Source organism: Mesorhizobium sp. B3-1-6 (assembly GCF_006439555.1).
In the GTDB taxonomy this organism is placed as follows: domain Bacteria; phylum Pseudomonadota; class Alphaproteobacteria; order Rhizobiales; family Rhizobiaceae; genus Mesorhizobium.
In genome coordinates, this window is the sequence record NZ_VFTM01000030.1 from 49289 (window position 1) to 62975 (window position 13687).

The following is a 13687-nucleotide window of genomic DNA, read 5'->3' on the forward strand; positions in this document are numbered from 1 at the left end:
GCATCAGCATGAGCGCGGGACGCCTCGCCACCTTCACCGCCGACGGCAAGACGCGCTACGGCGCCATCACCGACAAGGGTGTCGTCGACCTCTCGGCGCGTCATCCCGAATGGCCGACGCTGCGCGAAGTGATCGAGGCCGGCGCGCTCGGCAAACTCGCCGAAGAGGCCGAGGGTCTAGCAGCCGATTTCAGCGTCAAGGACATCGCCTACGAAATCCCGATCCCCTCACCTGAAAAGATCATCTGCGTCGGCGTCAACTATCCGGACCGCAACGAGGAGTACAAGGACGGGCAGGCGGCGCCTTCGAACCCGTCGCTGTTCATCCGCTTCCCGCGTTCCTTCGTCGGCCATGGCGCGCCGTTAGTGCGGCCACCGGAATCACCGCAGCTCGACTATGAGGGCGAAGTGGTCGTTGTCATCGGCAAGGGCGGCCGCCGCATACCGGAGGTCAATGCGCTCGGCCATATCGCGGCGCTCTCGCTGTGCAACGAAGGCACGATCCGCGACTGGGTGCGTCACGCCAAGTTCAACGTCACCCAAGGCAAGAATTTCGACCGGACCGGCTCGATCGGTCCCTGGCTGGTGCCGTTCATCGACGAAGCGCAGATCGCCGACATTTCGCTGACCACCCGCGTCAACGGCGAGCTGCGCCAGCAGGACCGCACTGGGCGCATGACCTTTTCGTTCGCCAAGATCATCAATTACATCTCGACCTTCACCACGCTGGTGCCGGGCGACGTCATCGTCACCGGAACGCCGACCGGCGCCGGCGCCCGCTTCGACCCGCCGGTCTGGCTGAAGCCGGGCGATGTGGTCGAGGTCGAGGCCGACGGCATCGGGAAGCTTCGCAACGGCGTCGCCGACGAGGGAACCGGCCGATGATGACGGAAAGCCAAGTCGAGGACGCCGCCCGCAGGCTGTTCGAAGCCGAGCGCGACCGCCGGCAGATCAGGCTGCTCAGCCTCGATTTTCCTCAAGCGACGATGGACGACGCCTATCGCGTGCAGGCGGCGCTGGTGAAGCGGAAGGCCGCATCGGGACTGACGATAAAGGGCTGGAAGATCGGCCTGACCTCGAAGGCGATGCAGTCGGCGCTCAGCATCGACATTCCCGATTCCGGGATCCTGTTCGACGACATGTTCTTCGCGGACGGCGGCACGGTGCCGGCCGATCGTTTCATCCAGCCGCGTATCGAGGCCGAGATCGCCTTCGTCATGAAGGCGCCTTTGGCCGGTCCTGACATCTCGATCGACGATGTGCTCGACGCCACCGATCACATCACGCCTGCGCTTGAAATCCTCGACACCCGCATCGAGCGGATGAACAAGGAGACCGGCAAGATCAGGACCTTCTTCGACACGATCTCGGACAATGCCGCCAATGCCGGCATCGTCGTCGGCGGCCGCAAGGCCGGCCCGCGCGAGGCGGATCTGCGCTGGATCGGCGCCATCGTGTCGCGCAACGGCGAGGTGGAGGAGACGGGCTTGGGCGCCGGCGTGCTCGATCATCCAGCCAAGGGCATCGTCTGGCTCGCCAACCGGCTGCATCAGTACGGCATGCGCATCGAGGCCGGTCAGGTCGTGCTGTCGGGCTCCTTCATCCGACCGGTCGAATGCCGGCATGGCGACCGGATCGTCTCGGATTTCGGCCCATACGGAACCATCCGTTTAAGCTTCGGCTTATTCCCAGCACAGGAAAGAAAAAGGCCGGGCGCGAAAGCGGCCCGGCCAAGTAATGAAGGTCATAACCTTCAGAGGGGAACATCGCCCGGCGCAATGGGAGGAAAACACCGAGCGATGACCTTTATTTGGGGCCTGAGCGGTACATTTTCCACGAACGGAATTCCAAAAAAGATCGAAATTGCGAAAAAAACTCGCTCGACTGCGCGAAATCTTCAGCCAGCGGCCGATGCTTTTTCCAACAGATCGGCATAGTGACGCCGCGCCACGTCGGGATGCGACCTCAGCCGGCTCTTCAGCACATTGGTCCCGACGTTGCGGAAGAGCGGATTGTCAGGGTCGCTAGCCGGGCCGCGCGCTTCGGCCGCCAATTCCTCGGGCAGGTCGAGAAGCGGGATCGTGGCGTCGAGCCGGGCGCTGAAGAAGAACGGAACCGAAACGCGCTCGACGCCGGCCGGCGGCGTGACGACGCGATGCACGGTAGCCCTGAGATAGCCGTTCGAGGCGAGTTCGAGCAGTTCGCCGATGTTGACGACGAGCGTCTGCGGGATCGGGTCGACATCGACCCAGCTGCCGTCATATTCGACCTGCAGGCCCTTGTTCTCGTCCTGCAGCAGGAGGGTCAGGAAACCGCCATCCTTGTGCGCGCCGACACCCTGGTCGTCGCCGGTGGCGTCGCGGCCGGGATAGCGCACGATCTTCATGCGATGGTTCGGTTCGCCGCGATAGATCGGATCGAAAGCGTCCTCCGGCTGGTCGAGCGACAGCGCGAAAGCCTTGAGCAGCCGGATCGCCACGTCGGTCGCCTTTGCCTGCCAGGCGAGCAGCGCGGGCTTCAGATCGGGAAATGCGGCCGGCCACTGGTTTGGACCCTGCAGCCGCGTCCAGGCTGGCACTCCCGGACCCTGAGCAATGGTCGTACGCTCGACGCCGATGTCGAGCTGCTCGCGCCAGTCGGCCTTGCCCCTGGTCAGCTCGCCGCCGGCGCGCGTATAGCCACGGAATTGCGGCGACTTCACCATTTCGATGCCGAGCTTGTCGGCCTCCGGCAGAGCGAAGAAGCGGCGGGCGGCGCCCAGCACCGCATCGATCTCCGGTTGGGTGATGCCGTGGCCGCTGAGATAGAAGAAGCCGACGTCGCGGGCGGCTGTGCGCAAGTCAAACAGAAAAGTTCGAAGCTCCGACGGACCCTGCTCCAAGCGATCGAGATCGAGCACCGGAATTATTCTGGGCATGGACAGGCTCCTCCTACGGCAACTCTTGTCTTTCGCAATTCCGGACGGAAAACCGCTGCACACTTTCCTTGGAATTGCTCTAGCGCCCCCGCCGCAAGATGACATGTGCGCCATTGCGGGTGAAGAAACGCGCCGACCAATCTCATTGCAAACGGCGCAAGCCGGCGCTCAATTCCCGGGTTTTGCGGCAAATCGCGTTCAAATGGGCTTCGGCCGACGCAAATCAGGCATTTCTACCGGGCGGCAGCGCGCATCAGACGCGTTGCGCGGCGCGCCAAGGCAACCGGTCATGCGCCGTTGGCCGCAGCACCGTCGGCAGGCCTCGCGCTTCCTGAATGCCGAAGCCCAATCGCGTCAGGCTGGCCCGCGCCAGGGCGACGTTGCTGTCGATGACGATCAATCCGTTCGTGTCGCCGAGGCTGGCCGCCACCACCGACAGTTCGGTGCAGCCGAGAAGTGCTGCATCGGCGCCAGCCAGTTGCGCGAGATGAAGCGCCCGCTCGGTCTCGGTCGCGGCCTGCGCGATCGAGCCGGCCTTGACGAGGCCGATGGCGCTGTCGACGCGCTCCTGGAACTCCGTGCCTCGCGGAAGGCAAAGCTCGAAACCCGCCGCCGATACCCTGTCCTGGTAGAAGCCGGAGGCCAGCGTGCCCCGGGTTGCGAGATTCGCGACCCTGCCGCGATCCAGGCCGCGACGGATTTCCGCCACCGCCGCGTCGCCGATATGGATGATCTCGGCCCGCGAGTTCGCCGCCAATCGATCGTACCAATGATGGGCGGTGTTGCAGGGCATGGCGATACAGGCGACGCCGAGCTCGTTGAGCGTCGAGACCGCGGCCTGCAGCGGCGCCAGCGGTCCGTCATGACCGCCAAGGATCGCTTCGGTCCTGTCAGGCAGTTGCGGCACGCTGAGGATGACGGAAGGCACATGCTCGTTGTCGCCGAGCGCTTCGGTCATCCGGGTCAGCTTGAAGTAGAAGTCCGCCGATGCCAGCGGCCCGAGACCGCCGATGATGCCAAGCTGGGGGCGGATGCTGTCGTCGATCATCGGACGGGCTCGGCTTCGAGCTCGTCCGCGACGGGTTCTTCAGATTGTGTCGCCTCCCTGTGGCTGGGCGCGATCATCGCCGTGCTCGCCGCCACGGTGCAGACGCTGGACAGCGTCATGAACGTATCGACAGCCGCGTCGACCGCGACGAACAGGGCGAACGCCGCCTCGAAAGGAAGCTTCAGATAGCCGCAGACGATGGACATCTGTGACAGGATGAGCAGGCTGCCCATGCCGCCGGTGGTCAGCGCCAGAAGCGCGGAGACGATACCGACAAGCAAGAGGTCCGGCATCGCCAATTGATGGCCGTAGAGCTGGGCGATGAACAGGACGCCCGAAGTGTAGACCAGCGCCGGGCCCGTTCGCAGCAATGCCGCCTGCAGCGGCACGAGCAGCTCGACGACCACCAGGCTGAAGCGCAGCCGCTCGCTCAACAGGTTGATGACCCAGGGCAGCGAGGCGACCGAGGAGCGCGTGGTGATGGCCACCATCAGAAGCGGTTGGCAGGTCTTGATCGTGGCCCAGTAGCTCCGCCGCGAGCGTATGGCGATAATTGCAAACGCGCCGGCGAGAAATGTCAGGCAGGAAAGACCCATCACCAGCAGATAGCCACCCATCAGCATCAGCGGCTTGGTGCCGGTCGACGCGGTCTGGTCGGCGATCAGGATGAAGGTTGCAAAGGGCAATCCCCAGACGAACCAGTTGGTCAGCACCGTGCACGCCCGGTACACCGCGTTGAGCGCCTGCGACAGGCTGAGCGACGAGGGCTGGGGGATCTTACCCATCGCCAGACCGAAAAGCAGGCAGAACAACAGGACCTGGATGGTCTGGCCCGAGGCCAGCGCGTTGAAGACGTTGTTCGGCACCAGATCCATGAAGATCGAATGCCCGCCATTCAGATCCCCGGTGAGCGGCGGCGGCTGGAACGGAAATGCGAGATCGGTGGATACGCTGCCTTGCGAATTGATGAATTCGCCGAGCTCGATGCGCGACTGCGGGTTCTCGATCTGGCCGGGCTTGAGTATCAGCGAATAGGTGCCGCTCACCAGCACGGCGAGGAACGACACGACCAGCACGGCTATGCCCACCTTGCCGAGGTAGCGGACCGATTTCGGGTCCTGGACCATGGCAGTGATGGAGAAGATGACGGACGAGACCAGATAGGGCAGGACGACCATCTTGAGGAAATTCAGGTAGATCTGCGCGACGGGGCTGATCGCGTGGGCGAAGGCCGGGTAATAGAGGCCGCACAGGATTCCGGCCAGGATCATGATGATCGTCGTCGCCGGCGAGCGCAGGATGCGCTTCGCCGCCAGGCGCCAATCGACGGGCATGGGTGCGGCTACATCCGAGACGGCCATTGTCAGGCTTTGCTCCCCTGGCGGTAGCGCGCGATGATCTCGTCGGTGTTGAGGACCTGCTGGCCCCTTGCCAGGTCGAGATAGAGATCGACAAAGGCCGCGAGATGCGGATTGTCCGGACTGATGCCGACCGCGATCGTGTCGACCTTGTCGGTCAGCGTGATCGAGCGCGCGACGACCGTCATCGAGGGATCGTCGACCATCAGCTTCTTGATCTCGAAATCGTCGCGATAGGCCAGGTCGATCGCGCCGTTGCGGATCGCATCGACAACCGTATTCCAGCCCGCGAAGCGTCGGATCTGCGCGTGCGGGAACGTGGTGGCCGCATAGGTGGCGAAAGACGAGCCTTCGATGACGCCGAGATCGCCGGAGAAATCGCGGATGATCTGCTCCGGCGGCTCGCCTTGCGCGATGCGCGCCAGGTTCACGCGGTTGGCGAGCAACCCTTGGTGCAGCATGGCGTAGGGCCGGGAATAGAGGATCGAGCGACCGCGCTGAAGGGTGCGGCTCAACTTGCCGATCGCCAGGTCCGCCTCACCGGAAGTCAGCTTTTGCACCATGGCGTCGAAGGTCACGGCGGACCGGTCGAACACCGGTTCGACGCCGAGCTCCGCGGCTATGCCGCGCGCCAGGTCCATGTCGATGCCCTTGTCACCCGAGCCGTCGGCCGGAAAGAACGGATCGGACGCGAAGGCCGGCATGGCGATGCGCAGCTTGTTGTCGCTGACGATGGGTTTTGGAGCGTCTTGCGCCTGGGCCGGCGTGGCCGCGGCTTGCGCCTGCGCAATGAGCAGCCCTCCGCCTCCGGCTGCAAACAGCGTGCGACGTGTAAGCGGCATGCCCATTCTCAATTCGTGCAGGAGAGCCGGACAACAGATCTGACAACGCGCAGTATGCATGCCGAAGTTAAGTAAAGGTATATTTTATTTTGCGCTTTTTTACATTGCAGACCGCTAAAACGGCGTCAGGAAATATGCATACTTTCTAAAATAATGAGCAGCATCGAGGTGTGTTACTGTACGTTTCGCGCAATGGGTCGTCAGAACGTCTCGACCCACGGCCTCAACTCGACCTCGAAGCTCCACGCGCTGCGATGCTGGCGATGGACGGCGAGATAGGTCTCGGCGATCGCATCGGGCGAGAGGCGACGATCCGGCCGGTCGGACTCGGGCGCCTGTCCGGCCGGCTCGATCTGGCCGTCGATGATGAAATGCGCGACATGGATGTTCTTCGGGCCGAGCTCGCGTGCCATCGATTGCGCCAGCCCGCGCAGGCCGAATTTCGGCATGGCGAAACCGGCGGAGCCGGAGAACCCTTTCAGGCTTGCGCTGGCGCCGGTGAACAGGATCGAGCCGGAACCACGTGCCAGAAGCCGGCGCGCTGCCTGCTGGCCGACAAGGAAGCCGCCATAGGCGCCGACGAGCAGGGCTTGCTTGACCGCCTCGGGATCGAGCTCGGCGATTGGGCCGCGCGTGCGGCCGCTGGCGTTGAAGACGGCAATTTCGAGCGGGCCTTCCTTGTCGGCCGCCTCGAACAGGTGCTCGACGGAAGCAGCGTCCGACACATCGGTTTCGACGGCTTGCGCGCCGGTTTCCTTGACCAGCGCCGCTAACTTGTCGACGTTACGCGCTGCAAGGACGACGAGGAATCCCTCCTTGGCTAGAAGCCGCGCCAGCGAGGCGCTTAGCCCGGAGCCGGCGCCCGCGATCACCGCAACATTGGCTGCCATGACGTTTCCTCCTTGAGGTACCTCGATGTCGAACCCGCAGGCTCGCGCCTTTGGCGCCAAGAGGCAAGAACGTGGCTGCTCGATTTTCGCCATTTGGCGCAAAAGGCGACCTGGAAGGGCGCGGCGAAAGACTTGCCTGCGGGGCTGATCCATCCGACACGTGGATGAAGGGCGATTCGAGGAACGACCATGGAACCAATCTGGGCCGTCGGCCTGATGACCGGCACGGTGCTCGACGGCAATATCGACGTGGCGCTGATCAAGACCGATGGCGAACGCATCGCCGACACCGGCACCTACACGCTGGCCCCCTACCCGCAGTCGATCCGCACCTTGCTCGAAGAGACGCTGCGCCAGGCGCGCGCCTGGAATTTCGAAGGACCGGAGCCGGCGATCTTTCGCGAAGCCGAGGAGGCGCTGACGCGCGCGCAATCGGCGGCGGTCAGGGATCTGGTCGAGAGCCAGGGCATGCGAATGACCGATATCGGCGTCGTCGGCTTCCACGGCCAGACCGTGCTGCATCGCGCTCCGCAGCCGGGACGTATCGGCCGCACCCGCCAGCTCGGCGATGGCGAGCTGATGGCCTCGCTGCTCGGCACCAAGGTCGCCTATGATTTCCGCTCGGCCGATGTCGCGGCTGGCGGACAAGGCGCGCCTCTAGCCGCGGCCTATCATGCCGCGTTGCTTAAAGAGGCGGACGCCAGCGGCGACACCGCCGTGCTCAATCTCGGCGGTGTCGGCAACATCACCTGGTGGGACGGCAAGGACAATATCGTCGCCTTCGACACCGGCCCGGCCAATGCGCCGGTCAACGATTTCATCAAGTCGAAAGGCCTCGGCGAGATGGACCGCGACGGCAAGCTGGCGGCTGCCGGCAAGGTCGACGAGGAGCGGCTCGCCCGGCTGCTGCAGCATCCGTATCTCACCAAACCCTATCCAAAATCGCTCGACCGCTTCGACTTCACCGCAGCGATGGCCGAGGGGCTCGGCGCGGAGGACGGCGCGGCATTGCTGACGGCCTTCACCGTGTCAGCCGTCGGCAAGGCGCTCGACCTGTTGCCGCGCCGGCCGAAGCGGCTGGCGGTCAGCGGCGGCGGCCGCCACAATCCGACGATGATGGCAATGCTCGAAAGCCGCGCCGGCGTCGAGGTCGCGCAGGCCGAGACGTTGGGCTGGAAGGGCGACGCGGTGGAGGCGGAATGCTTTGCTTTCCTAGCCGTGCGCGTGCTGCGCGGCCTGCCGATCAGCTTTCCAAGCACCACCGGCGCGCCCGCGCCGATGCGCGGCGGAAAGCTGGCTGGCTGATCAGGACGGCAGCTTCTTCTGCAGGAAGATGCGGCTGCGGCCGGTGGGGAAGTCAGGCAGCGTGCCGAACGGCTGGTAGCCCTGACGCCGATAGACCTTTTCGGCGACCGGGTTGAAGGTGTCGATCCAGGCACCGTGACAACCGCGTGCGATGGCTTCCCGTTCGGCGGCGTCGAGCATGCCGGCGGCTGCGCGCCGGCCGCGCAATCTTTCGTCGACCCACAGCCACTGCACGTAGAGCCAGCCCCAGGCGGTGTAGCCGGAAATGCCGGCGACGATGACACCATGTTCGTCACGCACGATAACCGCCAGCGCCTTCCTGCCTGACGCGCCGACATCGGCATCGTTGAAGGCGGTGAGGCTCCCGCTCAGGAAAGCGAGGTCCTGCGGCAAGGGCTCGGCGGTGATCTGGAGGCTCGTCTTCATCGGCTGCGACTCCGGTTCGCAAGCCAGCCTTAGAGCAATCCCAGGAAAAGTGCGAAACGGATTCCGGCCGGAAGCGAAGAGTGAGGCAGGCCTGTTATCGAGGACCAGCCGGCCGCCACGCCGCGGCGCCCGCCGCAACCAGCATCAGTCCCGCGGCGATCAAGGCGCAGTTGGCGAAGCCGAGGGTCGTGTAGAGCGGGCCGAAGCCTGCGGTGCCGACAGTGACGGCAAGATAGGTGACCGCGCTGTTCAGACCCATGATGGTGCCGCGCCGCGCCGGATCGAGCGCGGTGAGGCGCATGACCAGCACGTTCAGCCCGAAATGGTTGGCGAGACCCCATACGCCTATTGACGCAAGCAGCAGGCCGAAGCCGGCGCTTGCCAAGGCGATGGCGACATAGACGGCGGCGACCAGCAGATAGGCGAACGGCATGACACGGCGCGCACCGAGCCGGTCGATGACGCCATCGAGCAAAGCGGCCGCGCCGAAGCCGAGACCGTAGGCGACGGCGGCCAGGCCGTTGGCGCTGACCGGCTCGCCGAGGGCTTCATGAAGATGGTCGCCGAGATAGCCGTAGACGCCGTAGAAGGCGGTCATAAAGGCGCCGCAGGCAATGAGCAGCGGCAGGATGCCGGGAATGGCGAGCGCGCCCAGCGGCGACGGCGCCGGACCGCTTTTCCTGACGTCATGCAGCGAACTCAACGCCAGGCCAGCAACGGCCGCTCCCGCCAGCAGCGCGACGGCCGCGAAGACGGCGCGCCAATGGATGAGATCGGCGATCACGGCCGACAGCGAGACACCGGCGACCATGGAGAGCGTCCAGCCGGTCAGCACCACCCCAATGGTGCCGCTTTCGCGGCCGGGCGGCGCGATCGCGGCCGAGCTGGCATAGATCGCCGGCATGGCGATGCCGGCGGCGATGCCGGCAACGAGCTGCGCGGCCACCAGCATCGTCACCGTCGGCGCCAAAGCACTGGCGACGAGCGCCAGAGCCAGCAGCAGCAATGCGCCCTGCAGCATGCGGCGCGCACCGATCCGGTCGATGTAGCGGGCAAGGAAGAGCGCGCTGGCCGACGTGCCGAGGCCGAAGGCGGCGGCAGCCGTCATCACCGCCGGCACGCTTGCGCCGAACGACGCCGCGACGGCGGGCGCGATCGGTCCCAGAACCAGGGAATTGGAGCCGATGACGGCGATGCAGCCGGTCAGCAGATAGGCGGCGGCCGGTATCGGCGCCCGAGGCGCGTGGGTCATAATTGCAGATTGATTGGTGTTCGACATATCTCCATAATGGCCGAATTGAATTCCGCATCAATGGAGAATTTCCATATGGACGCAGAAACAGATGACATTCAGCGGAACAAGCATCCGGTCCGCGAGATCGACCCGATCGACCGAAAGATATTAGGCGTTCTGGTCGAGGACGCGACCATCAGCTATGCCGATCTGGGCGAGCGCGTCGGCCTGTCGCCGCCGGCGGCGCATGAGCGGGTCAAGCGATTGAAGCGCAGCGGGGCCATCCGCGCCACCTCGGTGATCATCGATCCGAGGGCGGTGAAGAAGCCGCTGCTGGCCTTCGTGCATATCGACACAAGGGGCTGGGGCAAGACGCCGGAACTGATGGCGGTCTCCAAATATCCGGAAGTCGAGGAAATCCACACGGTCGCCGGCGACACCTGCATGCTGCTCAAGGTGCGCACCGAGGACACGCGGGCGCTGGAAGGCTTGCTGGCCCGCCTCTACGACACGCCCGGCGTCACCTCGACACGCAGCTATGTCGTGCTGTCGACCTATCTCGAGCGGCCGGTGCAGCCCAAGATCACGAGCGAATGGCCGGCGCCGAAGCATATGGCGACACCGGTTTATTAAGTCGCCGCGATCTGGTGGCGCCTGGAACGCGCCAGCAGATAGAACGCCGCGACATGCGTGATCATCAGCAGCGGCACGTAGAGGATCGGGATCGCATAGGTCGCGCCCAACTGTCCGGCATGGCCAGGAAGGTCGAGCACGGTGCCGAGATAGTAGTCGCCGACAAGGTCCACCACGCCCGCGACGTTGAAGGCGACGACCAACGGCCAGAAGATCGCAGGCCTCGCCACCGCGAGCAGCGCCAGCATGGCGAGCAGACCGGTGGCGAAGTCGCCATAGGCGGCGAAGCTTGCGAAGTCAGGAGCAAGGTCGGGACCGACCACGCCCGGGATGAGGAAGACGAGGCCGAAGAAGCGGAAGCTGTGCAGCGTTGCTATCGCGCGCTGCGCCTCTATCGGCTCCATCGACCTCAGCCTTGGCCAGATATAGGCGACGAAGCAAAGCAGCCACGGCACGTAGCCAAGCGCGAGGTGGATGTTGAAGATCATCGCTGGTGACATCTTCGCCTCCTTCAGTGTTGGTTTTTCGCAATTCCGGACGGAAGGCTACGGCCAAGCCGCCGAGCCTGACCGCCGAACGATTTTCCTGGAATTGCTCAATTGACCGGAACGGCTTCAAACACAGCCGTCAGAATGCCCAGACGTCCCTCCATGAGATTGCGTCCGAGATTGGTGGCGAATTCGGCGAAACCCTGGCCCATGACGACCCCGAGATTGAGCGAAGGCGGCGGGCCGGAGGCACGGAGCTCGGCGAACCAGGCCTTGGCGGCAGCCGTGTCGTCACGGCGGACGAGCGTGCCGAAGCCGGCGGCTTCGATCGCTTCGCAGGTCGCCTCGGCCGTCAACAGGAAGCTTTCGCCCGGCGTCTTCGCCCAGGGCACTGGATAGAGCGGATCGCCACCATTCAGCACGACGTCGAATGTCGCGAATTTTCCGCCCGGCTTCAAAACGCGCCTGACCTCGCGGTAGAGCAACGGCCGGTCGGCGATGTTCATTGCCACATGCTGCAAAAGCGCGGCGTCGAAACGGCCATCCTCGAAGGGAAGCGACAAAGCGCTACCGGCTTCGAACGACACTTGGCCGGCCTGCCCGGTTCGCGCTGTCAGATAGCGCGCGGCCTCGACGAAGGGTTCGCTGAGATCGACACCGGTCACCGCGCAGCCATATGTCGCCTCCAGGAAGCGAGCCGGCCCGCCGATGCCAGATCCGACGTCGAGCACCGACATGTCGGCGGTGATGACGGCAAGATTGGCGAGCTCCGCTGTCGCGGCCAGCCCGCGGGTGTGGAACTGATCGAGCGTGGCCAGTTGCTCGGGCTTCAGCCGCTGTTGCTCGGGTCCAAACACCGCCAGCGCGGTCTTCAACCGATCGGTCAGGCCGGTCGCGCGATAGTGATCGCGCACGCGATCGAGTTCATCGGTCATTGCCATTTCCCTTCAGGCTTCCAAAGTCATGGAAGAAATACGGCCGCTTTCCGCGAACCACTATCCACGATAATGTCGATGGGTCATGAAGCAGAACTTCACAGTCAGGCACGGCGCGCTCGACGGCGTCGAAGCATTCCTAAGCGTCGCAAGGCACCGCAATTTTCGCAAGGCGGCAGCCGAGCTCGCCGTCACCCCGTCGGCGATCAGCCAGGCGATACGAACGCTCGAGGCGCGCATCGGCGCCGCGCTCTTTATCCGCACCACGCGCAGCGTCGGTCTCACCGAAGCCGGCGAGCGCTTTTTCGCGCGTGCACGGCCGGCTTTCGAGGAACTGATCGCCGCGAGCGAGATCGCGCGCGGGATGGGCCAGCGGCCGGCGGGGCTCCTGCGCCTTTCGGTACCGCCGGCCGTGGTGCCGATGCTGCTGGAGCCGATGGTCGCCTCCTTCTGCCAGGCCTATCCCGAGATCGAGCTGGAGATCGTCGCCAGCGGCGAGCTCGCCGATCTCGCCGCCGAAGGATTCGACGCCGGCATCCGGATGGGCGATCTGATCGCGCCCGACATGGTCGCGGTTCGCCTGACGCCCTCCTTTCCGATGGTGGTGGTCGGCAGTCCCGATTACTTGCGCCGGCGCGCGGCGCCCGAGCGCATCGAGGACCTGCGCGACCATGCCTGCCTGCGCCTGCGCCGTTCGAACGGCTCGGTCGCGCCATGGTCCTTTGTCGACGGAAACAAGACGATAGAGGCGATCGTCTCGGGACCGTTGATCGCGCATGACTACCCCTCGCTGCTCGGCGCGGCGATCCAGGGTGTCGGGCTGGCGCAAGTGCCTGGCCCTATCGCCGAGGCGCCGATCGCCGACGGGCGCCTGCAGGCGTTGCTCAGCCGCTTCGCGGTGACCACGCCGGGCGTATTTCTCTATTACCCGGAAAGGCACCAGGTGCTGCCCAAGCTGCGCGCCTTCATCGACCATATCCGGCAGCCGGGCGCCGCTGACGTCCCCCGAAGCGATCGGGCAGGCGGTGGCAAAGCCGACGCTTCGAAGGCCCGTGAAGGCGGCTGAGCCAGGCAATAAGCCGCTCGACCGAACAGAGCGGCTTCGGCGATGCCGGCCGCATGCGCCGCGCCTTCATGAGGAGCTTCGGCCAACCACCGCAAGCGATCCAGTGTGCGACGGCGCGAAGGTAACGCTTCTAAACCCTTATCCTTTGTGCCACGCAAGCATTCTGCGGATCTCCTCGCGTTTTTCTTCCGACAGACCCGAGAGTAAGTCCTCGTCCAGGTATCCTTGCCGGATGAGAGTTGCGAAAACGACGGTCAGTTGCGAATAGCGATAGTCGAACGTCCGATCCAAATCGCGACGTTGCTCCTTCAGATAGTCCTCGACCTCCCACATCTCGGAGGGCGTGGTCGCGGCGTTCGCCCGTCTTTTGAATTCGGCCATGATGCTGGCCAGTGCCCTCTCAAGAGCCTTGTCATATGCGGCGCGGGCAACTTTCTTTTCGGAGGGCGACCAACTAAGCTCGTTCAAGGTCATAGACATCTTCCACGAAGAATCGGACGGTGGATATTATCCTAACCGAGTCGCCTTTGTGACCTGTTTTCCGCT

At 64.6% G+C, this 13687-nt stretch carries 14 protein-coding genes and 1 pseudogene; 5 read left to right on the plus strand and 10 right to left on the minus strand.

What is annotated here, in order from left to right; translation table 11 throughout:
- The first annotated feature begins 8 nt into the window (after positions 1 to 8).
- Complete coding sequence (locus FJ414_RS24100; protein ID WP_140646887.1) at positions 9 to 884, plus strand: fumarylacetoacetate hydrolase family protein; 876 nt, start codon at positions 9 to 11, stop codon at positions 882 to 884.
- Positions 881 to 1666 (plus strand): annotated as a pseudogene (gene hpaH / locus FJ414_RS24105) (2-oxo-hept-4-ene-1,7-dioate hydratase); the annotation flags it as partial. The gene FJ414_RS24100 and the pseudogene hpaH, both read left to right, overlap by 4 nt.
- A 230-nt stretch (positions 1667 to 1896) precedes the next feature.
- Here the strand turns inward: hpaH and FJ414_RS24110 are convergent.
- The 5 genes from FJ414_RS24110 to FJ414_RS24130 all read right to left on the minus strand — a co-directional run bounded on the left by FJ414_RS24110 (position 1897) and on the right by FJ414_RS24130 (position 7054).
- A complete protein-coding gene (locus FJ414_RS24110; RefSeq protein WP_140646888.1) occupies positions 1897 to 2916 on the minus strand; it encodes an isopenicillin N synthase family oxygenase in 1020 nt (339 codons plus the stop codon).
- Between the two features lie 253 nt (positions 2917 to 3169).
- Positions 3170 to 3964: an amino acid racemase gene (locus FJ414_RS24115; RefSeq protein WP_140646889.1), complete on the minus strand. Its 795-nt coding sequence runs from the start codon at positions 3962 to 3964 to the stop codon at positions 3170 to 3172.
- A complete protein-coding gene (locus FJ414_RS24120; RefSeq protein ID WP_246672493.1) occupies positions 3961 to 5298 on the minus strand; it encodes a cation:dicarboxylase symporter family transporter in 1338 nt (445 codons plus the stop codon). The genes FJ414_RS24115 and FJ414_RS24120 overlap by 4 nt, the downstream gene beginning before the upstream one ends.
- 29 nt (positions 5299 to 5327) lie before the next feature.
- Positions 5328 to 6164: a transporter substrate-binding domain-containing protein gene (locus tag FJ414_RS24125; protein ID WP_181181701.1), complete on the minus strand. Its 837-nt coding sequence runs from the start codon at positions 6162 to 6164 to the stop codon at positions 5328 to 5330.
- A 200-nt stretch (positions 6165 to 6364) separates the two neighbouring features.
- Positions 6365 to 7054, minus strand: coding sequence for an SDR family NAD(P)-dependent oxidoreductase (locus FJ414_RS24130; protein ID WP_140646891.1), 690 nt, complete (start codon positions 7052 to 7054; stop codon positions 6365 to 6367).
- A gap of 189 nt (positions 7055 to 7243) precedes the next feature.
- Here FJ414_RS24130 and FJ414_RS24135 point away from each other — a divergent pair, with 189 nt between their 5' ends.
- The gene (locus FJ414_RS24135) at positions 7244 to 8359 is read left to right on the plus strand and encodes an anhydro-N-acetylmuramic acid kinase (protein ID WP_140646892.1); all 1116 of its coding nucleotides are present in this window, start codon (positions 7244 to 7246) and stop codon (positions 8357 to 8359) included.
- Here FJ414_RS24135 and FJ414_RS24140 read toward each other — a convergent pair whose 3' ends face one another.
- Positions 8360 to 8785, minus strand: coding sequence for a GNAT family N-acetyltransferase (locus tag FJ414_RS24140; RefSeq protein ID WP_140646893.1), 426 nt, complete (start codon positions 8783 to 8785; stop codon positions 8360 to 8362). It lies immediately after the preceding gene.
- A gap of 94 nt (positions 8786 to 8879) precedes the next feature.
- The gene (locus FJ414_RS24145) at positions 8880 to 10064 is read right to left on the minus strand and encodes an MFS transporter (protein WP_140646894.1); all 1185 of its coding nucleotides are present in this window, start codon (positions 10062 to 10064) and stop codon (positions 8880 to 8882) included.
- Between the two features lie 48 nt (positions 10065 to 10112).
- Between FJ414_RS24145 and FJ414_RS24150 the strand changes: the two genes are divergently transcribed.
- Positions 10113 to 10652, plus strand: coding sequence for an Lrp/AsnC family transcriptional regulator (locus FJ414_RS24150; protein ID WP_140646895.1), 540 nt, complete (start codon positions 10113 to 10115; stop codon positions 10650 to 10652).
- Here FJ414_RS24150 and FJ414_RS24155 read toward each other — a convergent pair.
- Positions 10649 to 11152 (minus strand): hypothetical protein, encoded by a 504-nt coding sequence (locus tag FJ414_RS24155; protein ID WP_140646896.1) that lies wholly within the window; start codon positions 11150 to 11152, stop codon positions 10649 to 10651. The genes FJ414_RS24150 and FJ414_RS24155 overlap by 4 nt on opposite strands.
- A 95-nt stretch (positions 11153 to 11247) precedes the next feature.
- Entirely contained in the window at positions 11248 to 12075 is an 828-nt protein-coding gene (locus tag FJ414_RS24160) for a class I SAM-dependent methyltransferase (protein ID WP_140646897.1), read from the minus strand.
- 85 nt (positions 12076 to 12160) lie between these two features.
- Between FJ414_RS24160 and FJ414_RS24165 the strand changes: the two genes are divergently transcribed.
- A complete protein-coding gene (locus FJ414_RS24165; protein WP_140646898.1) occupies positions 12161 to 13141 on the plus strand; it encodes a LysR family transcriptional regulator in 981 nt (326 codons plus the stop codon).
- A 138-nt stretch (positions 13142 to 13279) separates the two neighbouring features.
- On the opposite strand, the gene FJ414_RS24175 is transcribed toward FJ414_RS24165, so the two are convergent.
- Positions 13280 to 13615: a hypothetical protein gene (locus FJ414_RS24175; protein ID WP_181167161.1), complete on the minus strand. Its 336-nt coding sequence runs from the start codon at positions 13613 to 13615 to the stop codon at positions 13280 to 13282.
- Positions 13616 to 13687 lie beyond the last annotated feature (72 nt).